A 22,244-nucleotide genomic window follows, 5' to 3' on the forward strand; every position below is an offset into this window, starting at 1 on the left:
AGGCTTTGTTTGTTATGCACTTATCTAGACATCCGACCAGTTTTCCAACCCGCTATCAAGAAATTGCGGCGTTATTGGAACAAGACCTTCGTCAGCATTATCAGTGCGGGGACTATCTTCCCGCAGAGCATCAGCTCGCTGAACGTTATGAGGTAAATCGCCACACTCTGCGCCGCGCCATTGATGAATTAGTGGTTCGAGGCTGGGTACAACGTCGTCAAGGTGTGGGCGTTTTAGTGTTGATGCGTCCGTTTGATTATCCGCTGCACTCACAGGCTCGCTTTAGCCAGAATCTATTGGAACAGGGCAGCCATCCCACCAGCGAGCGGTTGATCTCGGTGCTTCGCCCTACCGTTAGCCATATTGCCGATGCGCTAGGAATGGAAGAAGGCCAGCAGGTTATTCATCTGCGCACTCTGCGCCGTGTAAACGGCGTTCCGGTATGCGTTATCGACCATTTCCTACCGGATCTCAGCTGGTGGGGCACGTTGCAAAACTTCACCAGCGGTTCGCTGCACGGCTATATCCAGCAGCATCTTGGCCGTGAGCTCAGCCGCACTCAAACCCGCATCAGCGCACGCCGCGCACAGGCCAAAGAGAGCCGACTGTTAGAAATCGCCACTCATGCACCGCTGATGTGTGTTCGTACCTTAAATCACTGTGAAGGCCAGCCACAGCCTGCGGAGTATTCCGTTAGCCTGACGCGTGCCGACATGATCGAACTGACCATGGAGCACTAAATGGACGCCATACCGTCTCACTCACATTTTTCAATCGCTGAGCGCCAGCGCTGGATGGCAACGCTGGCGCACAGCCAGCCCGACGACCTTAATCCGCTGTGGAATGCCCTACATCTCAACGTGCTGGAGTGGAAAAACATCCGCCCAGCAGAAACCGGCCTCACCCAAATACAGGCGCGTACCGGCGGAAGCGGCCAGCGCTTTTTCCTCGGCGACGCCACGCTCACCCGCGCAGTCGTTCAGCTCAGCAGCGGCACCTATGGCTACAGCTATCAGCTTGGCCGCGACAAATCTCACGCCGAGCGCTGCGCGTTAATCGATGCCCTGCTGCAAGAACGCGAGCACAACATGACTTTGCTGGAAAACCTGATTAACCCACTCGCCGCGCTGCAACAAGAACGACACCAGCAGCGCGCCCAAGAAATTGCAGCTAGCCGAGTGGACTTCTTCACTCTGGTTCGCGGAGATAACTAATGACGTTAATGACCGCTTTTACATTGCCCGTGCATGATGCACAAAACCATTTTCGCCGCCTGCTGAAAGCCATGAGCGAACCCGGCGTGATCGTGAATTTGAATAACACGCCAGAAGGCTGGCTACCGCTCAACAGCGCCACCACCAGCGTGCTGTTAACCCTGAGTGACCAAGATACGCCAGTATGGCTCACGCCCGAGCTAAGCTCGGAAACCGCGCAGCAAAATCTGCGCTTTCATACCGGCGCGCCACTGGCCATCGAACCTTCACGGGCAGCCTTTGCGGTCGTGAATGAACAGATTACCGCTGAACAGCTGATTGATTTTGCACAAGGTGAAGATGTCTCACCGGAAACCAGCGCCACGGTGATTGTGCAGGTAAAAAGCCTCAGCGGTGGCCATATGTTGCGCCTCACCGGCCCCGGTATTTTAGAAGAGCGCATGATTGCGCCCCAAATTTCAGACGTCGTGCTCAACGCTTTAACCGAACGTTCGCACAGCTTCCCGCTGGGCTGCGATTTCGTCTTTACCTGCGGCGAACGTCTGCTTGCCATACCGCGCACCACGCTCGTGGAGGTGTTCGATGTACGTAGCCGTTAAAGGAGGCGAAAAAGCCATTGCCGCCGCCCACCGTTTGCAAGAACAGAAGCGTCGCGGATCGCCTCAGTTCAATGAACTCAGCGTTGATCAAATCGATCAGCAGCTCGCGTTAGCCGTCGATCGCGTGATGACCGAAGGCGGGATCTACGATAGGCAGCTTGCCGCGCTGGCGATCAAACAGGCCAGCGGCGATCTGGTTGAAGCCATCTTTTTACTGCGCGCTTATCGCACCACATTACCGCGCCTGGCCGTCAGCGATGCCTTGAACACGCAGGATATGCGTTTAGAGCGCCGCATTTCGGCGGTGTATAAAGACCTGCCCGGTGGCCAAGTGCTCGGCCCCACCTACGACTACACCCATCGGCTGTTAGATTTCACGCTGTTAGCCAACGGCGAAACGCCAGAAATCAACCGCGATGAGGCTATGAACGAATCGCATAGCCCACACGTCTTCAGCATGTTGGCGCAGCAAGGCTTGGCACGCGCGGAACACGACAGCGGCGCCGAGCCAGACGATATCACCCGCACGCCGCCGGTTTATCCCTGCTCTCGCTCTGCGCGTTTACAGCAGTTGGTGCGTGGCGATGAGGGCTATCTGCTGGCGCTGGGCTACTCCACCCAGCGCGGCTATGGGCGTAACCATCCGTTTGCGGGAGAAATTCGCAGCGGCTATGTCAGCCTGAGCATTACGCCTGAAGAGCTGGGCTTTTCCGTTGATATTGGCGAGCTGCTGCTGACCGAATGCGAAATGGTCAACGGGTTTGTTGCCCAGCCAGATGATGCCCCGCATTTCACTCGCGGCTACGGCTTAGTGTTTGGCATGAGCGAACGTAAAGCGATGGCGATGGCGCTGGTCGATCGCGCCCTTCAGGCACCCGATTACCAAGAGCAGATCAACGGCCCCGCTCAGGACGAAGAGTTCGTGCTGGCGCATGCCGATAGCGTAGAAGCCGCTGGTTTTGTCTCCCACCTTAAATTACCGCACTACGTTGATTTTCAAGCCGAGCTGGAATTACTCCACCGTTTACAACAGGAATTCAATGACCGTCAGGAGAATGCACATGACTAACGTGCTAACCGGTTACAGCTTAGCGGGCTATAACTACGGCTATCTCGATGAGCAGACCAAACGTATGATCCGCCGAGCGATCCTCAAAGCCGTGGCAATCCCCGGTTACCAAGTGCCCTTTGGCGGACGCGAAATGCCGATGCCCTATGGCTGGGGAACCGGCGGAATTCAGCTCACCGCCAGTGTGATTGGTGAAGCAGATACCTTAAAAGTGATCGATCAGGGCGCAGACGACACCACCAATGCGGTATCGATTCGCCGTTTCTTCCAGCGAGTTACCGGTGTTAACACCACAGAAGTGACCGCCGACGCCACGCTGATTCAAACTCGCCACCGCATACCTGAAACGCCGCTGCGCCAAGATCAAATCATCATCTATCAGGTTCCGATGCCTGAGCCGCTGCGTTTTATAGAACCACGTGAAACCGAAACGCGAAAAATGCATGCGCTGGAGGAGTATGGCGTTATGCAGGTAAAACTGTATGAGGACATCGCGCGTTTTGGCCACATCGCGACCACCTATGATTACCCCGTGAAGGTGAATCATCGCTATGTGATGGCTCCCTCCCCCATCCCAAAATTTGATAATCCCAAGATGAACATGATGCCCGCGCTACAGCTGTTTGGTGCCGGACGCGAAAAAAGGATCTACGCCGTGCCCCCGTTCACCAAAGTGGAAAGCCTCGACTTTGACGATCATCCGTTCAGCGTGCAGCAATGGGATCAGCCCTGCGCGATTTGCGGATCGCCGCACAGCTATTTGGATGAAGTGGTACTCGACGATCAAGGCTCCAGAATGTTCGTCTGCTCCGACACTGACTTTTGCCGCCAGCATAGCGAGGCCAACGCGCAATGAACGCCACAGACTCGATCTTCTCAGCGCCAGCCGCCGATCTGCCGCTGCTTTCCGTGAACAATCTGACCCACCTGTATGCGCCGGGCAAAGGCTTTAGCAATGTCTCTTTCGATCTCTATCCAGGAGAAGTGTTGGGGATCGTTGGTGAGTCGGGATCCGGTAAAACAACGTTGCTGAAATCCATCTCTGCGCGCCTCACCCCGCAGCAGGGAGAAATTCGCTATTTAAGCGCCCAAGGCATTCAGGATTTATACGCCATGAGCGAAAGCGACCGCCGCCGCCTGCTGCGCACCGAATGGGGCGTGGTGCATCAGCATCCGCTCGACGGGCTGCGCCCGCACGTTTCGGCCGGTGGCAATATCGGCGAGCGCTTAATGGCCATAGGCCAGCGTCATTACGGCAATATTCGCGCCGAAGCCATGCGTTGGCTGGAGGACGTGGAGATCCCAGCGACGCGCATCGACGATCTACCCACCACGTTTTCAGGCGGCATGCAGCAGCGACTGCAAATCGCCCGCAATCTGGTGACTCATCCACGCGTCGTGTTTATGGATGAACCCACCGGCGGGCTCGATGTTTCAGTGCAGGCGCGCCTGCTCGATCTACTGCGTACGCTGGTGGTCGAGCTTCAATTAGCCGTGGTGATCGTGACTCACGATCTCGGCGTTGCTCGCCTGCTGGCGCATCGTTTGCTGGTGATGAAGCAAGGCAAAGTGGTTGAAAGCGGGCTGACGGATCGCGTATTGGACGATCCTCATCATCCGTATACCCAGTTGCTGGTTTCTTCTGTTTTACAAAACTGAGTGAAAATCATGACCATAACAACACGCTTACGCGTAGAGAATCTGAGCAAAACCTTTGTGCTGCATCATCAAAACAGTATTCATCTGCCGGTACTTTCAGGCGCGTCATTGGAGGTTAGCGCCGGTGAATGCGTGGTTTTACACGGTCACTCGGGCAGCGGGAAATCAACGCTGTTGCGGTCGCTTTATGCTAACTATCTGCCCGATGAAGGCAGTATCTGGGTACAGCATCAGGGTGAATGGCTGGATATGGTGCAGGCTCCCGCAAGGCAGATCCTCGCGGTACGCCGCAGAACTATTGGCTGGGTCAGTCAGTTTCTGCGCGTGATCCCACGCATTAGCGCATTAGACGTGGTAATGCAGCCGATGCTTGAGCTGGGCTACGAACGTCAGGCCTGCGAACAAAAAGCGGCGGCGTTATTAACCCATCTCAACGTTCCCGAACGTCTCTGGCATTTGGCACCTTCCACCTTTTCCGGCGGCGAGCAGCAGCGCGTAAATATCGCTCGTGGATTCGTGGTCGACTATCCGATTTTGTTGCTCGATGAACCTACGGCGTCGCTCGATACCGCCAACAGCGCTGCGGTAGTGAGTTTAATCGATCAAGCCAAAGCACGTGGTGCCGCTATCGTCGGGATCTTCCATGATGAAGCCGTACGCGACCATGTTGCAGATCGTCTGCATGTGATGACTGAATAGCGGAGCAAAACCATGATCGTGAACAATGTAAAACTGGTGCTGGAAAATGAAGTGGTGGCAGGTTCGCTTGAAGTTCAAGACGGCGTGATCCGCGCCTTTGCCGACAGCGAGAGCCGCTTACCAGAAGCCATAGATGGCAACGGCGGCTGGCTACTGCCCGGTTTGATTGAGCTACACACCGATAATTTGGACAAGTTTTTCACTCCGCGTCCCAAGGTTAGTTGGCCTGCCCATTCAGCCATGAGCAGCCACGATGCGCTGATGATTGCCAGTGGGATCACCACGGTGCTTGATGCCGTAGCGTTGGGTGACGTGCGCGACGGCGGCGATCGCTTGGATAACTTGGAAAAAATGATTAATGCGGTGATCGACAGCCAGCAGCGCGGCGTGAATCGTGCCGAGCATCGTCTGCACCTACGCTGTGAATTGCCCCATCACAGCACGCTTCCGCTGTTTCAACAGCTGGTGGAGAAACGCGGCGTGTCTCTGGTTTCATTGATGGATCATTCACCTGGGCAGCGCCAGTTCGTCAACCCGCAGAAATATCGCGAATACTTTCAGGGAAAATACCATCTCAGCGATGAGCAGATGGATGCCTATGAACGTGAACAGTTGGAGAATGCCGAACGCTGGTCACAGCCCAATCGCCATGCCATCGCTGAACTCTGCCGCACGCGCGGTATTGCGCTCGCCAGCCATGACGATGCCACCGAAGCACATGCCGATGAATCACATCAGTTGGGCAGCGTGATTGCCGAATTCCCCACCACGGTAGAGGCGGCGCACGCGTCACATCAACGCGGCCTGCAGGTCATGATGGGCGCACCCAATATTGTGCGGGGCGGCTCGCATTCCGGTAACGTTGCGGCTCATGAATTGGCGTCACTTGGCGTATTGGACATTCTGTCATCCGACTATTATCCCGCTAGCCTGCTGGACGCCGCGTTTTGCGTCGCCGCCAGCGAGAACAATACGTTTACGCTGCCTCAGGCGATGTCATTAGTGACGCGCAATCCGGCAAAAGCGCTGGGGCTGTCCGATCGCGGCGTGCTTGCGGAAGGCAAAAGAGCGGATTTGGTATTAGCTCAACGCCACGGCGAACATATTCATGTGAATCACGTCTGGCGTGAAGGGATGCGGGTGTTCTAATGGCAAAATTAATTTATCTGGTTGGTGCGTCGGGCTCAGGTAAAGACAGCTTGCTTCAGGCGTTACGCGAACAGCAAACCGCTCCGCTGCTCGTCGCCCATCGCTATATTACTCGGGCCTGTCATGCAGGCTCGGAAAATCACATCGAGCTCAGTGAGAACGAATTTATGCAGCGGCGCAGCCAAGGACTTTTTGCGCTGCACTGGCAGGCTAATCAGCATCATTATGGGTTAGGTATAGAAATAGATCAGTGGTTGGCTCAGGGGATAAACGTGGTGGTCAACGGTTCTCGCGCCCATCTGCCCACCGCCCGCGAGCGCTACGGCGATCGAATGCAGGCTGTGTGTTTACAGGTTTCTCAAGCCGCCTTACGCCAGCGATTATTGGCGCGTGGACGCGAAACACCGCTGCAAATAGAGCAACGTTTACAACGTGCGCAGGAGTACCAATTACCGGAAAGCGTGCGCTGTGATTATCTGAATAATAATGATGAGTTGCAGCATACGCTGCGGGAGTTTTTGCGCCTCGTAGAGCGCACTATTGCTGTTTCCGTTTAATTTTCGTTTTTTTGTTTAGCCATCGCACAGAGGTTCTGTATGCCAGAGACAACTTCTCCCAATATCCTATTACGCCCCGCCACCGCGCTGGATGAAGGCACGGTGTATCACCTGATGTGTGAGCTTGAGCAATGTAAGTTCGACCGCCTCGCTTTCGCCAAAGGCTATGCGCTCAATTTGGCCAATCCGAATATGCACTATGCGTTAGCCACCCAAGACGCCGAGGTGCTGGGATTTATTAGCCTTCATCTGCAATATCATCTGCATCACGTCAACTGGATTGCCGAAATTCAGGAGCTGATTATTACGCCGCAGGCACGTGGGGCTGGCGTGGGTAAGCGGCTGTTGCGTTGGGCGGAAGATACGGCGCGTGAATTAGGGGCGGAGCAGACCGAGCTGTCCACGCGTGCAACGCGTTATGACGCACATCGTTTTTATCAGCGTGAAGGCTATCTTCACACGCATTTTCGCTTCGTCAAGCCACTGTCGGATCAGTAATGATGTCTACGCTTACTTTCACATTTTTAGGCACCGGCGGAGCACAGCAGGTGCCCGCTTTTGGCTGCCAGTGTGTTGTTTGCCAGCGAGCCAGAGAACAGCCGCAGTATCGGCGAAAACCCTGTAGCGCCATGCTGGAATATCACGGCAGCCGAACGCTGATTGACGCAGGTTTGCACGACCTAACCGAACAGTTTACACCTGAGCAAATTAGCCAGTTTCTGCTGACGCATTACCATATGGACCACGTTCAGGGATTATTTCCGCTGCGCTGGGGCGTGGGTGAGTCCATTCCCGTCTATGGGCCGCCGGATGAAATGGGCTGTGACGATCTGTTTAAGCACCCCGGCATACTCGATTTCAACCATACGCTCACGGCGTTTGAAACCATCTGGCTGCAAGGACTGAGCATCACACCGCTTCCGCTTAATCATTCGAAACTCACTTTTGGCTATCTATTCACAACGCCCCATCATCGAATCGCCTATCTGACGGATACCGCAGGTTTGCCAGAAGCTACCGCAGATTTTTTGTGCCAGCAGCCGCCTGAAATCATGATTATCGACTGTAGCCATGAGCCACGCCCAAGCACGCCGAAAAACCACAGCGATCTCAATACGGTGATAGCGTTAAAACAGCGGATAGGCTGCGAGAAAATTTGGCTGACCCACATTAGCCATCAGTTTGACCTGTGGATGCGAGAGAATTCACTCCCCGAAGGTATTGAAGCGGCCAGAGATGGATTAACGCTGACCGCAGATGAGAGTGACTATGATTGTAATGTCGATCGTTTAGAAGACCGAGATACACGGGTCTAGCATACCGCGGGGCGGTTACGGAACACATCCATGTGTTCCTCCCTAAAGGGCAACGCTGAAGCGTTGTTCAACTTTGCTCCAGGCAAAGTTGTCGGCGGCTTACGCCGCTACGACCCCATCGGCATGCTCCCCCTAAAATCGGGCTTAAGCTCTATTGAGAATATTTTTGAATCTGTTCTGATTCGATGATCTGCAAACGATACGGTGCTGGGTGACGTGCAGATTTCAGCATCGCCATCGCCACAGCTGAAGCTTCGACGGCTTTCCATTTCTCAGGCAGCAGCTTAAAGATAGGTTCTGAAATTTGCTCTAGCAATCGTGGTTTTGGCCGGTCGCCTTGTAGCATTGATGGCCGCACTATTGTGAGATGCGGCCATGCTTGCAGCTCTAACGCTTTCTCCATTTCCCCTTTGGTCCGGCTGTAGAGGAATGAAGACTGTGGATTCGCGCCAAGCGCACTCACCACTGAATAGTGCTGGCAGCCATTTTTTAGCGCCACCGACCCACACTCAACCACCAGCGTGTAGTCTACATAGCGAAATGCGGCATCGCTGCCGGCATCTTTGCGCGTGGTACCCAAGCAACAAAATGCGATATCAATAGGGGTCGTCCATGTTGCCATCGTCGCGCACAGATCGTCTGCGACCGGATTCACCAGTTTTTCTGACGGCGGTAAGGGCTTACGCGTTGGGGCATAGATTTTGCTGATGCCCGGATCCTGTTCTAGAAGTTTGAGTAATTCACTTCCAACTAAACCCGTCGCGCCTAACAATAAAATTTTCATCCGTTTTCCTCCCTGTTTTGAGTATAACGCGAGAAAAGCGACAGGTAAGGACTTCAAGCAATTAGTTTCAGTGATATATATCTAACTTCTCTATTGTAGTCATGATCATGTTGCCGTTATTCCTGCTCAGAAGTTCGCTCCCAGCGAATTTTCTTCGCAAAGCCTAATTTATTGTCCGTCATTTTTATCTGGTTGAGCACAAGCTGCCAGATAGGCGCTGACATTAAACGAGCCGCGGGGAAGTGTTGATAATAGCGGCTACGCGCCAGACGATCGTTTTCACCTTCTAATATCATGGCCTCGCCAGAAAATTGCAGCCCACGGATCAGCGCAATGGTTTTGGTTTGATGCGCTATTGTTCCTGCGACCTGAGGATTTTTGAGCAGCATCCCACCGTGGCGGGTACGCGTTTCCGTCATGAAATTGAGCGCCATACGATCTTCATCAAAGACATAGAAACAGTTGGCGCACCACATTTCCCCTTCCCAACAGGTTCCGAGTGTTAACACATGCTGGGCGCGCAGAAAGCGGCAAATATGCTCTTTATCAGTCGTCATGGGTTGGTCTCACAGGCCATGGTAGATGAGGGTATAATGTCATGAAACGGCTAACTGATTAAATCCTAATGACCACCGAACCTCATGAAACTCACTGGCATCTTTACCTCATACGCACCGCATCAGGCGCACTTTATACCGGTGTAACTACCGATGTAGAACGCCGCTACCAGCAGCATCAGCGCGGAACAGGTGCGAAGGCATTGCGCGGTAAGGGGCCATTACAGCTGGCATTTTCGTGCATCGTGGGCGAGAGAGGGCAAGCTTTGCGGTTGGAGTATCGTATCAAGCAGCTAAATAAAGCACAGAAAGAGAAATTGGTGACGGAAAACCCAGAAATGCTAGAGGAATGGTTTGAAAAAGTGTAATTGAACAACGAAGTTTATTAATGTTGAAAAAATATGCGGCTCCCCTTTGGCAATTTATTGTTGCTCTATCGGTGGAGCCGTAAAGAACGGCTGGTTTTTCTATATAGTGCCCTGGTGAGGCGAAATCAGCATCTTCAGACAGAGCGCAACAAACAGCGAATGTTTACGAGGCACGTTGTTATTTGTTTAGCTCTGTCACGTTCAATATAAACATTACGCATCAGTCCGGGAACGGGTGAAAACCACCCTTGTAACACTTTAATAAAAGTGATACTAAAAGTGGTTTAGCCCAATTTCTTTAATTACACCCCTAATTATTTACATGCAAAGGTATCTTTCACAATGAACATCAATATTACGGATGAGCCAAACCCACAGGATGAAGAGTTTGTCATTGACAGTCTCTGGGCCCACAATAGCAAAACCGAAGCCGTCGATATTCATCCGTTATTTTTGACCGTTACTGACGACAAGGGAAAAATCGTTGCGGGTTTGGTTGCAAGAACTTGGTGGGGAGGTCTCGAGGTTCAATATCTGTGGGTCAGCGACGAATACCGTAAAAGTGGGTATGGCCGCCAACTGATGGAAAATGCTGAAAAAGAAGCGCTGAAGCGCGGCTGCCATATGGCTTATGTCGATACCTTCGATTTTCAGGCCAGAGGTTTCTATGAGAAATTAGGCTATCGTGTATATGGTGATTTAGGCGGATATGCCCATAGATTTACTCGGCACTATCTGGCGAAAGAAATCTGATACATTCTTGAGCGAAGAGGTGGTCATGGATTTGCCCGATAAAAATAATGAAATTTATTTCAAGGGCCTGATTGCCATGATGGAACACTTGAGTGAACCGTGGGGCATCAAAGATCTGCACTCCCGCCATGTCTATATGAATCAGGCAGCTTATCTCTATACCAATACCCCCCTTGATTTCGATATCGAAGGTAAAAGGGACGATGAATTCCCCGCCCATTGGGCCGAGCTCTCTCCTGAATTTATAGAGCACGATAAAAGAACTGAAGAATCTCAGGATCGCGTCACAGTAATAGAAACACATTACTGGTACGGGAAAGAATTCCTCATGCCTTATATCAGTGAAAAGCTGCCTATTTTCAATGAAAAAAAAGAACTAATTGGCGTGATGTGGAATGCCAAACCGCTTAATAGCTTGTCTCCTTTCAAATATATAAATCAGCAGAAGCCCAGTGTTCTCACCACTGAAATTATTAATACGACGTTCACTCGTTCTGAATTAGACGTCATATTTTTAATGTTGCAACGGCGCTCGGTTAAAGAAATCGCAAAAATATATAACATTAGTACCAAAACAATAGAAAACAGAATATATACCATTTACCAAAAATCTGATGTCCATACGCAGCAACAATTTGAGGAATTTTGCAAAGTTGCGCATTTGGATAATTATATTCCCGACCGGCTAGTGGCAAAAGGGATTCAGTTTATCTAAATAACAAGGGTATACCTTATCGTGATCAAAATTGAAGATTATCCATTGAGCAGAGTGCCTCAGGATAAAAGGGTTTCATTTTTAAGCGTTGCTATGGTTCATATGGGTATGTTGACCGCGCTAGATCAGTTCATGCTTGGCGCGGTATTGGGTAATTCCATGTCGCTAACTGATGCATTTACGGCAATCCTGATCGGCAGCGTCATATTTGGCGTTGTCACCTACGGTCTCGGCTTGGCGGGGATGCGCGAAGGAATATCCGGCAGCCTGCTGGCGCGCTGGTGTGGTTTTGGCCGTTTGGGTTCGGTGCTGATCGGCGTGGTGGTCGCCGTCAGTTTGCTCGGCTGGTTTGGGATCCAAAACGCCATTTTTGCTAAATCCTTGGACTTTGCACTCGGCCACAAGCTGGGCTTTGGCTGGGCTGCGGCCTTATCCGGCAGTTTCCTCACCATCTTGGTCGCATTTGGTTTCAAGGCATTGCGCATTGCAGCCAGAATCGCCGTACCGATGTTTATTCTGCTGGTCGCCTATATTTCCATTAATGTTTTATCTGGCCATAATTTGCCTGAAATTATGCAATTGGCTCCGCATGGCGAACCGCTATCTATCAGCGCCGGTATTACGATCGTCGTTGGTGGCGCGATTGTTGCCAGTCTGATGACGCCTGATTTAACGCGTTACTCTAAAAACAAAAAACATGTGTTGGGCGTCACTATCGCCACCATCGTGGCCGGGGAGTTTATTATCAATGGTTTGGCGATTCTGATAGCCAAGACCTTAGGCACCGCGGACGTCGTGACGATCATGGCTCAAGCTGCCGGTGGTGCAGGTTTGCTGGTCGTCGTGTTCTCAACGCTAAGAGTTAACGATCTCAACCTCTATTCGTCTTCACTCGGTATCGTGAATGCGGTCGAAGGGCTCACCGGCAAGAGGCTGAAATACATCTCTACCACGCTGGTGATTGGCGTATTGGGGACCACGCTTTCGGTGCTGGGTATTTTGGATCGGTTTGTGGATTTTCTGACCGTGCTGGGCGTAGTTTTCCCACCGATTATCGGCATTATGCTGGTGGATTATTTTATCCTGCGCTCGCATCGTAACATTTTGGATAAGACTCGCGCAGAGGGAAAACTGCCAGATGACACCCAAACACCGGTTATTGGTTGGGCTGCCATTATCGCCAGCATTGTCGGGAGTATTGTCGGGCTGGTCACCGAATGGGGCATTCCAACGATCAATTCGTTGCTTGCCGCCAGCTTGATATATTGGCTGTTTAAAATCGCCGTCAATCGCAATCAAAAGCCTGTTGAGACAGAAACCGCCTAGTTTTGCCTCATAAACTCTGGATACTCCCTGAAAATGGGGAGTATCCATAGGTTTCAAACTCAGCCGCGTCCAAACGGGGCAGAATACTCAACTACCCCTTTGCAGTTTTCCATTTCACCATCGGCTAATGGGTAAACCTGAAACGACGCTTCTGTGCCCGGAAGACGGCTACGCAGGCCATGTTCTGCGGCATTCTGAAAACCAAAAAGACTGAAATAGGCCGGTTCACCGAGCACAACAACGGCGGAATAACCAAATTCATTCAGGGAGTCTAAACCTTCATAAATGATTTTTTCTGCCAGCCCCTGACGGCGGTGGGCTTCATCCACCACCACCGGCGCCAGACCTACGCATTGGCGGTCTTCACCATCAACATAAACCGGGCTGAAAGCCGCGTATCCAACCACGCCGCCCTCTTCATCGGTGGCAACAACGCCTAGCGTTAACAGGCCATCCTCACGCAGACGCTGTACAAGCTCCGCTTCTTCACTGGTTGGGAACGCGTTGCGTAGCAGCTGATCGATACCAGCAGCATCAACAGGAATTTCAACGCGAATTAGCATGGTGAAACCTCTTGGGTAGCGGGCGGTGATGCTTCTTTCATGCCTGCATCAACGAATTCAGCCAACTGTAACAGACCAAAACGCAGCGGCTTAGGCATAGCATCTAAATCTATCGCATCCATCAAATTTTTGACATATAAGCCAAGCTCAGTATCACCTTCAATACGTAAGCGGCGTTGGAAAAACAGCGTATCAGGATCTTCTTTGCGGGCTGCAATCAGAATCAAATCGTTGGCATCCGCGCTGAAGCTTACGTCGGCCTCTTGATGCTGGCTGACCTGCAATTTGCCTTGGTTAACGGTGACAAACCACTTTAAGCCAAGATCGCGTACCTCAACCTTCAGCCAACGATCTTCCAGAAACTCAAGCTCATCATCCTCAAGCGCCTGACGAAATTGCCAGCCCAGCAGTTGTTCCAGCACTTGTCGTTGCAAAGCAAACGGCGTGAATTTTAACGGGACGCTTAAAAACGCCGGGCCTTGACGCACTAAACGTGCTCGTAATTTTTCCAACACTGGAGTGACTCCTTTTGACACGGGGTGCGGGTATTTTGCCACATTAACAGCGTAAGACAGCGCGCTATATCAACAAAACGAACCCTTATTAGTTTGGCACACATAGAGAGCGAAAATAATTTGGGTAAAGAATAACCGCCATGTTGCTGCTGTCAACACGCGAGAAACTGCCTCAAATCAAAACGGCTGATGAATGGGTTATCTAGAATGATCGCCATTAAAATTATCACTCAGGGTTCAATCGATCACCTGTTGTCATTAATTGCCACTCATCGCTAACGTGGCTTGTTCAGGAATGATATATGGAGTTGCTTTGCCCCGCCGGAAACTTACCTGCCCTGAAGGCAGCGATCGATAACGGCGCAGACGCCGTTTATATCGGTTTAAAAGATGATACCAATGCACGGCATTTCGCTGGCTTGAACTTCACCGAGAAAAAACTTCAGGAAGCTGTTAGCTATGTGCACCGCCACAACCGCAAATTGCACATCGCGATTAATACTTTTGCCCATCCTGACGGCTATGCCCGCTGGGAGCGTGCTGTCGATATGGCGGCGCAGCTGGGAGCCGACGCGCTCATTTTAGCCGATCTTGCCATGCTCGAATATGCCGCCGAGCGCTATCCCCACGTGGAACGTCACGTGTCCGTTCAGGCATCGGCAACCAATGACGAAGCTATCCGTTTCTATAAACAGCACTTTGACGTAGCTCGTGTGGTGCTACCGCGCGTGCTGTCGATTCATCAGGTGAAACAGCTGGCCCGCACCAGCGAAGTTCCACTGGAAGTCTTTGCGTTTGGCAGCCTGTGCATTATGGCTGAAGGGCGCTGTTATCTGTCCTCTTACCTCACAGGTGAGTCACCAAACACCGTTGGGGCCTGCTCTCCGGCTCGCTATGTTCGCTGGCAGCAAACTCCTCAAGGCATGGAATCACGCCTGAATGACGTGCTTATCGATCGCTATGAAGATGGCGAGAACGCCGGTTATCCAACGCTGTGTAAGGGTCGCTATATGGTGGACGGCGAGAAATATCATGCGCTTGAAGAACCTACCAGCCTAAATACCCTTGAGCTTCTGCCTGATTTGCTCGGGGCAAATATCGCCTCGGTGAAAATTGAAGGCCGCCAACGTAGCCCTGCCTATGTGAGCCAAGTGGCGAAAGTATGGCGTCAGGCTATCGATCGCTGCCAAAAAGATCCGGAAGGCTATAAAGCAGAACAAAGCTGGATGGATAGCCTTGGCGCAATGGCAGAAGGAACTCAAACCACGTTGGGTGCCTATCACCGGAAATGGCAGTAAGGAGCTGAAAGCATGAAATATTCTCTAGGAGCCGTGCTCTATTACTGGCCAAAAGCCGAAATTGAACGTTTTTACCAAGCCGCGACGCAAAGCGAAGCCGATATTATCTACCTCGGTGAAACCGTTTGTTCTAAGCGCCGTGAAATGAAAGTGGCAGATTGGCTGGACGTTGCCAAACAGGTGGCACAGTCGGGCAAACAGGTTGTTATCTCTACGCTTGCACTGCTGCAGGCGCCCTCCGAGCTTAATGAGCTAAAGCGCTATGTTGAAAACGGTGATTTCCTGATTGAGGCCAACGATTTGGGCACGGTAAACATGGCCGCCGAGCGCAAATTACCGTTTGTGGCAGGGCATGCGTTGAACTGCTACAACGCCGTCACGCTGCGCTTGTTGCACAAACAGGGCATGATGCGTTGGTGTATGCCGGTTGAGCTTTCTCATGACTGGCTTAAAAACGTGATGACGCAGTGCGAAGATCTGGGTATCCGCAATAAGTTTGAAGTGGAAGTGCTGAGCTATGGTCATCTCCCTCTGGCCTATTCTGCCCGCTGCTTTACCGCACGTTCGGAAGATTTGCCTAAAGATCAGTGCGAAACTTGCTGTATCAAATACCCTCAAGGTCGCCGCGTGTTATCGCAGGAAAATCAGCAGGTATTCGTGCTGAATGGTATTCAGACGCAGAGTGGATATTGCTATAACCTTGGCAATAACCAACTGGAAATGCAGGGATTAGTCGACATCGTTCGTCTATCGCCAGAAAGTATGGATACGCTCAGCGTGCTGAGTCAGTTCCGCGCTAATGAACAAGGTGCTCAGCCATTAACCTTGGAAAATCGCGCCGACTGCAACGGCTATTGGCAGCGCGTTGCCGGGCTCGAATTAGTTCAGTAACCCTCTGTTTATAAAAAAATGGGAGCCAAGGCTCCCATTTTCATACTGGCCATTCTCACTCGTTATTACGATGCTTTCTTAGCCATAATCTCAATAATCTGCGTATCCGTTTGCTGCATCGAGTGGCAGGCTAACGCGCAGAGATTAGCGATCGAGCGATCGACATCGTCGGTCACAATGCCTTCGTTACCCGTTACACAGCTATTGTCCAGCGCCATCAGCACGGCTTTATAGGCGGCTGACACGCTGGTTGATACTTTCATCGCACAGCTATTCGATGCGCCATCGCAAATCATACCGCTCACATCACCAATCATGCTGCTGATTGCCATGGCTACCGTTTCATAGCGCCCTTCAATCAACCATGCGATCCCTGCCGCCGCCCCCATTGACGCCGTTGTCGCGGCACAGAGCGCCGAAAGCGTTGGCAGCTGGCTATGGATATAGATTGCCGTGAGATGTGACAACATTAACGCACGGGTTAGCTGCTCTTCGCTGGCACCGAGGTACTCAGCCACCACCACCACTGGCATGGTAGCTGCAATGCCCTGATTCCCCGAGCCTGAATTACTCATAGCCGGCATTACCGCGCCGCCCATACGTGCATCAGAGGCTGAAGAAGTGCGGATCATGATATCGGTGAGTAAATCACGCGCCAATAACCCACGTTCGCGCTGGCGCTGAAGCGTCGCACCGATATGCAAACCATATTGGTGGCTGAGACCTTCTAACGACAGCGCCTTGTTCAACGTGGCGGCTTCTAGAATAAAATGGATCCGCGCCAACGGCACGTTAACCGCAAAATCAAATACCTGTTTTAGCGACGCTTTTTTCAGGCAATAACCTTCTTGGCAAGTCTCTTCGCCGCTGTTATCTGCGTTATGGCAAGCATCAAACAGTACATCACCGTTTTTGACGATTTTGATGACGTTGGTATGACCATCGGCAATCGTGACACAGACTGACTCCGTTGGGCCAAACACAGTAACTTGAGAGAATAAAATGTGCTCACACGGTTGTTGGATACCCACGGTGACGGCCCCACTCGCCAGAAGCGACTTCCCTGCCGCTATCGACTCTGGCGTTGCATGCTTGAGCACTTCCAACCCTGCGCTGGCATCGCCACCCATCGCCCCCACGGCCGCGGCGATCGGCAACCCAACCATCCCCGTACCGGGCACGGTGACTCCCATACCATTTTTCATTAGGTTAGGCGAAACACGTGCTTCGATACGTTCAACGGATTCTGGAAGATATGAAGCGGCAACGGCAGCAGCCAACGCCAAAGAAACTGGCTCTGTGCAGCCTACTGCGGGCTTAACTTCTTGCTGTACCGCACGGATAAACTCACTCCACAATTCATCACGTGATTCGGTACACAACAGATTTTCGCTTTCATACTTGCTCATAATTCAGACCTTAATAACAAGACTACAAAAAATATTCAGTTTTTAATTTATTAGGAGAAGGCTAGGAATGGAGAAACACATAACAGCAACCCGGTAATGATAATAATGGTCAACGAAGTTCCTTTATATTTATGCAATGCAGGCACCTTGTAGACCAAATAAGCGGGAATTAAGCAGCCAACCATCCCAAATATCGGGCTACAGATGGAGGTAAAGCTTAAAACTGGTGCGTTAAGAATGATGGCACTCCAAGCCAGTAGAATGGCGAACAGCATAATTCCGTTCTGAACCCATTTTTCATTGATCTTCTCCGCAGGCATACGACGACGTAGAATGTTCATCACAATACCCTGCGTTGCCTCACGGAAGCCTAAATAAACGCCAAAGAAGGCGGTCATTACCGCAAAGATATTCAGGATAACGCTGACTACCGTTGCCCAGCTGCCAGGGAAGAATTGCGCAGCAATAGCGAGAGCCGAGATATTTTGCTCGTAGGCTTTAACCGCTTCATCGTGCCCCATCGCCAAGGTGAAAGAGACCGCATAGAAGAATACCGTGACGAATAAAACGCCAAAGGCAATGTTCATTGCTCGCAGCGCTTTATGGCGAGCAACCTCGCGTGATTTTTCTTTAGAGCGGTAAGAAATCACCATCGGGCTAAGAGTTTGAATAAACAGAATAGACGTTAGAGTAAACGGCAACGTAATGATGGCATTTTTAATCAGCAGCCCCATCGGCGGTAGCGCCCCTGAATTGTGCAGATGCCACATACCCACCATCGAGACGCCTAATGCGGCTACTACTAAAAGCTTTGTAAGAACCATAAAGCTGGAGAGCTTAAATAATAGTTTTTCACCACGAGATGAAATGGCAACCAAAATACAAATCAGCACCAAACCATAAAACGGATTCTCAGAAAGAAGCCCGTCCGTTACGCCAAAAGTATGTAAATAGGATGCACTATCATTAGTAATCGCCGTTGAATAAACGAACATCCAAATAACTAACATAACGAAATATAATGCACCTAACAAAATACCCCAGTTTTTACCCAAGTATCCGCTGATTACACTCGGATAATCTTTACACTCTGGAGATTCAGCCAGCGTATTAATAAATAGACGCTGGAATAAATACATCGCAGGGTAACCGATAATGGAAGAGAGTAAGAAAACCCATAGCCCCATTAGCCCAACCTGAACCGGTAAAAAGACAATGCCGGCACCAATTGCCATGCCGATACTCATAATGATCCAGCCGGCATCCGTACTATCAAACTTAATAGCCTCACGCCATTCGCTTTCGGACATGCCTCCACGACTATTGGCAGAAAGATCGTTCACAACGATACTGCTATTCTCTGATGCTGTTTCCATAATAATTCTCGCTCGCCATATTCCCGCCATACTTCAAACTGCATTACTGCTAAGTGCGGTAGTTCACTGCAGTCTCAACGCAGTTCTAATTATTTTGGGTATTTTTATGTGTAGGTTTTATTTTCTTTTTAATGTACAGACGTAATATGCAGGCTTTTTATTATGCAGAAATGATACGCCGGTAAATGGAGAATATTTTTTCAACTATGTCCCTCATAATGGCGATTCATGAGAAAAACATTCTCCAAAAAGAGAATAAAACTAAAAATTTAACTCTAAAAATCCAGTTTTATACAAGCACTGACCTAAGTGCAAATACGAAAACCCCTAATCATATGAATAATAATGAAATTTTATTTTATGCGTCTTAACTCAAGATGTAACGTCTTAACGGCATAGGAAATTTTTGTGATATGCAGCAAGTTGATGTGAGTAGAAAATCAAAGAACAAAGCCTTACTAACATGATGGGTATCACACAATAAACGATAAGAACTCTCGCATCAGCCATTTACTCTGTAGTTTGTTGAATAAATGAAAACAGTTGGAATATTAAACTAGATTTTCTGCATAAGCGGTTCAGGCTTCGATTTTGGCTCAAACTCATCCATTGGAATAGTACGCTAATCCACAGCCAGCTATTGATTAATTATTACATATGATTAACATCAACCTAAAACCAGACCGATTGGTCTATTTATAGGAATAATGTTATGACTTCTCGTTCCGTACCTTTTTCAGTTCTCGACCTGTCTCCAATCCCCACGGGAGCAACGGCCCGTGATGCATTTCATCGCTCGCTGAGTCTGGCCCAGCATGCTGAGAATTGGGGTTTTCATCGCTACTGGTTGGCTGAACATCACAACATGACCGGCATAGCGAGCGCCGCCACGTCGGTGCTGATTGGGTACATCGCTGGTGGAACCAAAACTATTCGCGTCGGCTCTGGGGGCGTGATGCTACCCAACCATGCCCCATTGGTGATTGCCGAACAGTTTGGCACGCTTGAGTCACTCTATCCGGGACGCATTGATTTGGGGCTAGGCCGTGCGCCCGGTTCCGACCAGAGAACCATGATGGCTCTACGTCGTAGCCTACACGGAGAAATTGACGATTTCCCTCAAGACGTGCTCGAACTACAGCGCTACTTTGCCGAAGTCACCGAGGATCAGCATGTACAAGCCGTGCCTGGGCAAGGTTTGCATATCCCTATCTGGCTATTGGGCTCAAGCCTTTACAGTGCACAGCTCGCCGCTAAGCTCGGATTACCTTTTGCCTTTGCATCACATTTCGCTCCCGATATGCTGCATCAGGCACTGGCGCTTTACCGTAGCCAGTTCCAACCATCGGCGGCTTTGGCTAAGCCATACGCGATTGTTTGCATCAACGTGGTCGCCGCCGATAGCGAACGCGACGCACGCTTCCTGTTTACCTCAATGCAGCAGCAGTTTATTAATCTTCGTCGTGGCAAACCGGGGCCTTTACCAGCCCCAGTACTAAACATTTCCGACTATTGGAGCGGCGGCGAACAATACGGCGTTGAACAGGCGCTTAGAATGTCTGTGGTGGGCGACCCCGCCCAAGTGAAGAGCGGTTTGGAAGCGTTACTAAGAGAAACTCAGGCGGATGAAATTATGGTTAACGGGCAGATTTTTGATCATCAGGCGCGGCTGAGATCTTTTGAGATTGTTGCCGACATAAAACCTCATCTGAGCATTCCTGAACTGATTTGCTAAGGCACCTAGTGCGCCTTAGCCAGCGCAGGTTTATCGCTGAATGAGATAGCGAATAGTTGGACCATCTTGTTGGATGTCGAGCACGGTGTAACCGTGATTCTTGGCATCCAGCGGGATATTATTAATAGACTGAGGGCAATCGCTCACCACTTCTAAAATCTCGCCCGGTTTAAGATTGGGCATCGCTTCCAATGTAGCGACCGCAGGGTACGGGCACGGTTCACCGACCATATCTAAACGGTAGTCTGGAATAATCTCTGCGTGTTTCATGCGATCTCCTTAACAACGCTGTTCACCTGAGTTTTAGTGCGGAAGAAACGTTTTTCCCACGCTACAACCAACAAAAATGCCGCCAGCAGCATAAGGTAAGTCACCAGCAATCCACCCAGCGGGCCAAAGGTTTGCAGCAGATTTACTTTGTCGTATGACGTTGCTAAAGATGGCGCCAAATCGTCCCAGTAATAAGCCAAAATGGTCGCGCCCAGAATGTTACCAAAACCAACCCACCAGAAATGGACTTGCCCTTCAACGGCGCGATACATCCAGCCGGTTTCGCAGCCGCCAGCCAGTACAATACCGAAGCCAAACAGCAGGCCACCCAGTACCGCATTTGGCCCTGCCCACATAATTTTTGGTGGTAGACCCATTTGTACATAGCTAAAAATACCGATAGCGCTCACCGCCATACCAATGATGATGGCCTTGGCCATGTGAGTGCGGCCAGTGATCCACAAGTCACGGAATGCTGAGGTAAAACAGATTTGGGCACGCTCAATCAACAAGCCAAAGCCTACGCCAAATAGCATGGCTAAACCTAGCTTAGGCGCATTCATTGCGGTTAAACCGCCCCATAGGATCACAGCAAAGAAAATGATCATGCCCAAACGAAAACGACGCTTAGCCTGAGCTGGTTTCTGTGTTAACGGAGACGCCGCACTGACTTTCTGCAGCTTAACCGGAATACGGAACATCGGCAGCAAAGTGAAACGAGCACCGAAATAGGAACCCACCGCCGTTGCTAATGCAAAGAACCATGCATGAAGAGAGAACTGAGGAATTCCAGTAAAGAACGCCGCAAGGTTACAGCCCATTGCCAAACGAGCGCCAAAACCGGCAATCATTCCACCGAGTACGGCCTGAAAGATACGGATGCGATGCTGCGGCATACGTAGTTTCACGTTATTAGCCCACAGCGCGGCTGCGAAACAGCCACCGAACATGCCGATAACCATCATGCCATCAATGCGATCCAGCGGTGAGCCATCAAGCCCAATCACTTTAAAATAGCCCCATTGCTCGGGATGAGCACCGAATAGCTGTAATACGTGACCGCCCCAGCGGGTAAACTCCCCCGTCACAGCCCAGAACGTACCGGTGATACCAAAGTAGTAAGTCGATAAAACGCCTGCGGCAATAACCGCAGGGAGCGGTGCCCAAAATTTTATGAGGTATTGCTGTTTGAAGTTTAGCCAAGACATGAAGTATCCCCTTGTTATAGCAGCCCCCGACCGGGGAACTGTCTTGAGGTTGTCACCCTCAATCGCCAAGCATGATACGCCGATAAAACGTATTTCAAAGGCAAGAAATAAACTTATGGGAATAACTACACAGAAAGCAGCCAGATAGAGAAAAGCCGATAAGTAAAAAGCAAAAAAAAAGCCAACCCGAGGGTTGGCTTGATATGTTCTAGTT

The 22,244-nt window shown here is 50.7% G+C and carries 26 protein-coding genes; 18 read left to right on the forward strand and 8 right to left on the reverse strand.

The window, feature by feature from the left end:
• Window positions 1-14: 14 nt before the first annotated feature.
• From phnF to phnP, 11 genes are read left to right on the forward strand one after another with little or no spacing between them, the layout of a single operon-like run.
• Complete coding sequence (gene phnF, locus BN1044_RS04730) at window positions 15-740, forward strand: phosphonate metabolism transcriptional regulator PhnF (protein ID WP_072307764.1); 726 nt, start codon at window positions 15-17, stop codon at window positions 738-740.
• Complete coding sequence (gene phnG, locus BN1044_RS04735; RefSeq protein WP_072307765.1) at window positions 741-1,214, forward strand: phosphonate C-P lyase system protein PhnG; 474 nt, start codon at window positions 741-743, stop codon at window positions 1,212-1,214.
• Entirely contained in the window at window positions 1,214-1,813 is a 600-nt protein-coding gene (phnH, locus tag BN1044_RS04740; RefSeq protein WP_072307766.1) for a phosphonate C-P lyase system protein PhnH, read from the forward strand. Before phnG ends, phnH begins: the two co-directional genes overlap by 1 nt.
• Window positions 1,797-2,882 (forward strand): carbon-phosphorus lyase complex subunit, encoded by a 1,086-nt coding sequence (locus tag BN1044_RS04745; RefSeq protein ID WP_072307767.1) that lies wholly within the window; start codon window positions 1,797-1,799, stop codon window positions 2,880-2,882. The genes phnH and BN1044_RS04745 overlap by 17 nt, the downstream gene beginning before the upstream one ends.
• The gene (locus BN1044_RS04750) at window positions 2,875-3,738 is read left to right on the forward strand and encodes an alpha-D-ribose 1-methylphosphonate 5-phosphate C-P-lyase PhnJ (protein ID WP_072307768.1); all 864 of its coding nucleotides are present in this window, start codon (window positions 2,875-2,877) and stop codon (window positions 3,736-3,738) included. The genes BN1044_RS04745 and BN1044_RS04750 overlap by 8 nt, the downstream gene beginning before the upstream one ends.
• Window positions 3,735-4,541: a phosphonate C-P lyase system protein PhnK gene (gene phnK / locus BN1044_RS04755; RefSeq protein WP_072307769.1), complete on the forward strand. Its 807-nt coding sequence runs from the start codon at window positions 3,735-3,737 to the stop codon at window positions 4,539-4,541. The genes BN1044_RS04750 and phnK overlap by 4 nt, the downstream gene beginning before the upstream one ends.
• Window positions 4,542-4,550: 9 nt before the next feature.
• Complete coding sequence (gene phnL / locus BN1044_RS04760; protein ID WP_072307770.1) at window positions 4,551-5,240, forward strand: phosphonate C-P lyase system protein PhnL; 690 nt, start codon at window positions 4,551-4,553, stop codon at window positions 5,238-5,240.
• A gap of 12 nt (window positions 5,241-5,252) precedes the next feature.
• Window positions 5,253-6,389, forward strand: a complete 1,137-nt coding sequence (gene phnM, locus BN1044_RS04765) for an alpha-D-ribose 1-methylphosphonate 5-triphosphate diphosphatase (protein WP_072307771.1) — start codon at window positions 5,253-5,255, stop codon at window positions 6,387-6,389.
• Window positions 6,389-6,946, forward strand: coding sequence for a ribose 1,5-bisphosphokinase (gene phnN / locus BN1044_RS04770; protein ID WP_072307772.1), 558 nt, complete (start codon window positions 6,389-6,391; stop codon window positions 6,944-6,946). Before phnM ends, phnN begins: the two co-directional genes overlap by 1 nt.
• 39 nt (window positions 6,947-6,985) lie before the next feature.
• A complete protein-coding gene (phnO, locus tag BN1044_RS04775; protein ID WP_072307773.1) occupies window positions 6,986-7,444 on the forward strand; it encodes an aminoalkylphosphonate N-acetyltransferase in 459 nt (152 codons plus the stop codon).
• 2 nt (window positions 7,445-7,446) lie between these two features.
• A complete protein-coding gene (gene phnP, locus BN1044_RS04780) occupies window positions 7,447-8,262 on the forward strand; it encodes a phosphonate metabolism protein PhnP (RefSeq protein WP_072307899.1) in 816 nt (271 codons plus the stop codon).
• Window positions 8,263-8,413: 151 nt separating this feature from the next.
• Here the strand turns inward: phnP and BN1044_RS04785 are convergent, their stop codons facing one another.
• On the reverse strand, window positions 8,414-9,046 hold the full coding sequence (locus BN1044_RS04785) for an NAD(P)H-binding protein (protein WP_072307774.1): 633 nt from the start codon (window positions 9,044-9,046) through the stop codon (window positions 8,414-8,416).
• A 116-nt stretch (window positions 9,047-9,162) separates the two neighbouring features.
• Entirely contained in the window at window positions 9,163-9,603 is a 441-nt protein-coding gene (locus tag BN1044_RS04790) for a YhbP family protein (protein WP_072307775.1), read from the reverse strand.
• A gap of 68 nt (window positions 9,604-9,671) precedes the next feature.
• On the opposite strand from BN1044_RS04790, the gene BN1044_RS04795 reads away from it, so the two are divergent.
• The 4 genes from BN1044_RS04795 (at window position 9,672) to BN1044_RS04810 (ending at window position 12,765) form a co-directional block, all read left to right on the forward strand.
• Entirely contained in the window at window positions 9,672-9,971 is a 300-nt protein-coding gene (locus BN1044_RS04795; protein ID WP_072307776.1) for a GIY-YIG nuclease family protein, read from the forward strand.
• Window positions 9,972-10,313: 342 nt separating this feature from the next.
• On the forward strand, window positions 10,314-10,724 hold the full coding sequence (locus tag BN1044_RS04800; RefSeq protein WP_072307777.1) for a GNAT family N-acetyltransferase: 411 nt from the start codon (window positions 10,314-10,316) through the stop codon (window positions 10,722-10,724).
• 25 nt (window positions 10,725-10,749) lie between these two features.
• Complete coding sequence (locus BN1044_RS04805) at window positions 10,750-11,439, forward strand: helix-turn-helix transcriptional regulator (protein ID WP_072307778.1); 690 nt, start codon at window positions 10,750-10,752, stop codon at window positions 11,437-11,439.
• Window positions 11,440-11,460: 21 nt separating this feature from the next.
• Window positions 11,461-12,765 (forward strand): cytosine permease, encoded by a 1,305-nt coding sequence (locus BN1044_RS04810; protein ID WP_072307779.1) that lies wholly within the window; start codon window positions 11,461-11,463, stop codon window positions 12,763-12,765.
• A 59-nt stretch (window positions 12,766-12,824) separates the two neighbouring features.
• On the opposite strand, the gene BN1044_RS04815 is transcribed toward BN1044_RS04810, so the two are convergent.
• Together BN1044_RS04815 and ubiT are read right to left on the reverse strand one after the other, a co-directional pair.
• Window positions 12,825-13,328: a GNAT family N-acetyltransferase gene (locus tag BN1044_RS04815; RefSeq protein WP_072307780.1), complete on the reverse strand. Its 504-nt coding sequence runs from the start codon at window positions 13,326-13,328 to the stop codon at window positions 12,825-12,827.
• Complete coding sequence (gene ubiT / locus BN1044_RS04820) at window positions 13,322-13,843, reverse strand: ubiquinone anaerobic biosynthesis accessory factor UbiT (RefSeq protein WP_025798883.1); 522 nt, start codon at window positions 13,841-13,843, stop codon at window positions 13,322-13,324. Before ubiT ends, BN1044_RS04815 begins: the two co-directional genes overlap by 7 nt.
• A 302-nt stretch (window positions 13,844-14,145) precedes the next feature.
• Between ubiT and ubiU the strand changes: the two genes are divergently transcribed.
• Together ubiU and BN1044_RS04830 are read left to right on the forward strand one after the other, a co-directional pair.
• On the forward strand, window positions 14,146-15,141 hold the full coding sequence (gene ubiU, locus BN1044_RS04825; RefSeq protein WP_072307781.1) for a ubiquinone anaerobic biosynthesis protein UbiU: 996 nt from the start codon (window positions 14,146-14,148) through the stop codon (window positions 15,139-15,141).
• A 12-nt stretch (window positions 15,142-15,153) separates the two neighbouring features.
• Window positions 15,154-16,032: a U32 family peptidase gene (locus BN1044_RS04830; protein ID WP_072307782.1), complete on the forward strand. Its 879-nt coding sequence runs from the start codon at window positions 15,154-15,156 to the stop codon at window positions 16,030-16,032.
• 65 nt (window positions 16,033-16,097) lie between these two features.
• On the opposite strand, the gene BN1044_RS04835 is transcribed toward BN1044_RS04830, so the two are convergent.
• Both BN1044_RS04835 and BN1044_RS04840 read right to left on the reverse strand, forming a co-directional pair.
• Complete coding sequence (locus BN1044_RS04835; RefSeq protein WP_247650318.1) at window positions 16,098-17,414, reverse strand: L-cysteine desulfidase family protein; 1,317 nt, start codon at window positions 17,412-17,414, stop codon at window positions 16,098-16,100.
• Between the two features lie 77 nt (window positions 17,415-17,491).
• On the reverse strand, window positions 17,492-18,817 hold the full coding sequence (locus BN1044_RS04840) for an SLC5/6 family protein (RefSeq protein ID WP_072307784.1): 1,326 nt from the start codon (window positions 18,815-18,817) through the stop codon (window positions 17,492-17,494).
• Window positions 18,818-19,529: 712 nt separating this feature from the next.
• Here BN1044_RS04840 and BN1044_RS04850 point away from each other — a divergent pair.
• The gene (locus tag BN1044_RS04850; protein ID WP_072307786.1) at window positions 19,530-20,552 is read left to right on the forward strand and encodes a luciferase-like monooxygenase; all 1,023 of its coding nucleotides are present in this window, start codon (window positions 19,530-19,532) and stop codon (window positions 20,550-20,552) included.
• A 30-nt stretch (window positions 20,553-20,582) separates the two neighbouring features.
• On the opposite strand, the gene yedF is transcribed toward BN1044_RS04850, so the two are convergent.
• Both yedF and yedE read right to left on the reverse strand, forming a co-directional pair.
• A complete protein-coding gene (gene yedF / locus BN1044_RS04855; RefSeq protein ID WP_025798870.1) occupies window positions 20,583-20,822 on the reverse strand; it encodes a sulfurtransferase-like selenium metabolism protein YedF in 240 nt (79 codons plus the stop codon).
• The gene (yedE, locus tag BN1044_RS04860; protein WP_072307787.1) at window positions 20,819-22,030 is read right to left on the reverse strand and encodes a selenium metabolism membrane protein YedE/FdhT; all 1,212 of its coding nucleotides are present in this window, start codon (window positions 22,028-22,030) and stop codon (window positions 20,819-20,821) included. Before yedE ends, yedF begins: the two co-directional genes overlap by 4 nt.
• Window positions 22,031-22,244 lie beyond the last annotated feature (214 nt).

This window comes from Hafnia alvei (assembly GCF_900095695.1).
Taxonomy (GTDB): Bacteria; Pseudomonadota; Gammaproteobacteria; order Enterobacterales; family Enterobacteriaceae; genus Hafnia; species Hafnia alvei_B.

Bases quoted from the DNA above. Each gene is read 5' to 3' on its own strand.
- BN1044_RS04815 (WP_072307780.1), bottom strand. From the start codon at position 13,328: ATGCTAATTCGCGTTGAAATTCCTGTTGATGCTGCTGGTATCGATCAG.
- yedF (WP_025798870.1), bottom strand. From the start codon at position 20,822: ATGAAACACGCAGAGATTATTCCAGACTACCGTTTAGATATGGTCGGT.
- phnN (WP_072307772.1), top strand. From the start codon at position 6,389: ATGGCAAAATTAATTTATCTGGTTGGTGCGTCGGGCTCAGGTAAAGAC.
- BN1044_RS04790 (WP_072307775.1), bottom strand. From the start codon at position 9,603: ATGACGACTGATAAAGAGCATATTTGCCGCTTTCTGCGCGCCCAGCAT.
- phnK (WP_072307769.1), top strand. From the start codon at position 3,735: ATGAACGCCACAGACTCGATCTTCTCAGCGCCAGCCGCCGATCTGCCG.
- BN1044_RS04840 (WP_072307784.1), bottom strand. From the start codon at position 18,817: ATGGAAACAGCATCAGAGAATAGCAGTATCGTTGTGAACGATCTTTCT.
- BN1044_RS04785 (WP_072307774.1), bottom strand. From the start codon at position 9,046: ATGAAAATTTTATTGTTAGGCGCGACGGGTTTAGTTGGAAGTGAATTA.
- phnF (WP_072307764.1), top strand. From the start codon at position 15: ATGCACTTATCTAGACATCCGACCAGTTTTCCAACCCGCTATCAAGAA.
- phnP (WP_072307899.1), top strand. From the start codon at position 7,447: ATGTCTACGCTTACTTTCACATTTTTAGGCACCGGCGGAGCACAGCAG.
- BN1044_RS04750 (WP_072307768.1), top strand. From the start codon at position 2,875: ATGACTAACGTGCTAACCGGTTACAGCTTAGCGGGCTATAACTACGGC.
- yedE (WP_072307787.1), bottom strand. From the start codon at position 22,030: ATGTCTTGGCTAAACTTCAAACAGCAATACCTCATAAAATTTTGGGCA.
- BN1044_RS04795 (WP_072307776.1), top strand. From the start codon at position 9,672: ATGACCACCGAACCTCATGAAACTCACTGGCATCTTTACCTCATACGC.
- phnL (WP_072307770.1), top strand. From the start codon at position 4,551: ATGACCATAACAACACGCTTACGCGTAGAGAATCTGAGCAAAACCTTT.
- BN1044_RS04805 (WP_072307778.1), top strand. From the start codon at position 10,750: ATGGATTTGCCCGATAAAAATAATGAAATTTATTTCAAGGGCCTGATT.
- phnG (WP_072307765.1), top strand. From the start codon at position 741: ATGGACGCCATACCGTCTCACTCACATTTTTCAATCGCTGAGCGCCAG.
- ubiU (WP_072307781.1), top strand. From the start codon at position 14,146: ATGGAGTTGCTTTGCCCCGCCGGAAACTTACCTGCCCTGAAGGCAGCG.
- BN1044_RS04800 (WP_072307777.1), top strand. From the start codon at position 10,314: ATGAACATCAATATTACGGATGAGCCAAACCCACAGGATGAAGAGTTT.
- phnM (WP_072307771.1), top strand. From the start codon at position 5,253: ATGATCGTGAACAATGTAAAACTGGTGCTGGAAAATGAAGTGGTGGCA.
- BN1044_RS04830 (WP_072307782.1), top strand. From the start codon at position 15,154: ATGAAATATTCTCTAGGAGCCGTGCTCTATTACTGGCCAAAAGCCGAA.
- BN1044_RS04850 (WP_072307786.1), top strand. From the start codon at position 19,530: ATGACTTCTCGTTCCGTACCTTTTTCAGTTCTCGACCTGTCTCCAATC.
- BN1044_RS04745 (WP_072307767.1), top strand. From the start codon at position 1,797: ATGTACGTAGCCGTTAAAGGAGGCGAAAAAGCCATTGCCGCCGCCCAC.
- phnH (WP_072307766.1), top strand. From the start codon at position 1,214: ATGACGTTAATGACCGCTTTTACATTGCCCGTGCATGATGCACAAAAC.
- phnO (WP_072307773.1), top strand. From the start codon at position 6,986: ATGCCAGAGACAACTTCTCCCAATATCCTATTACGCCCCGCCACCGCG.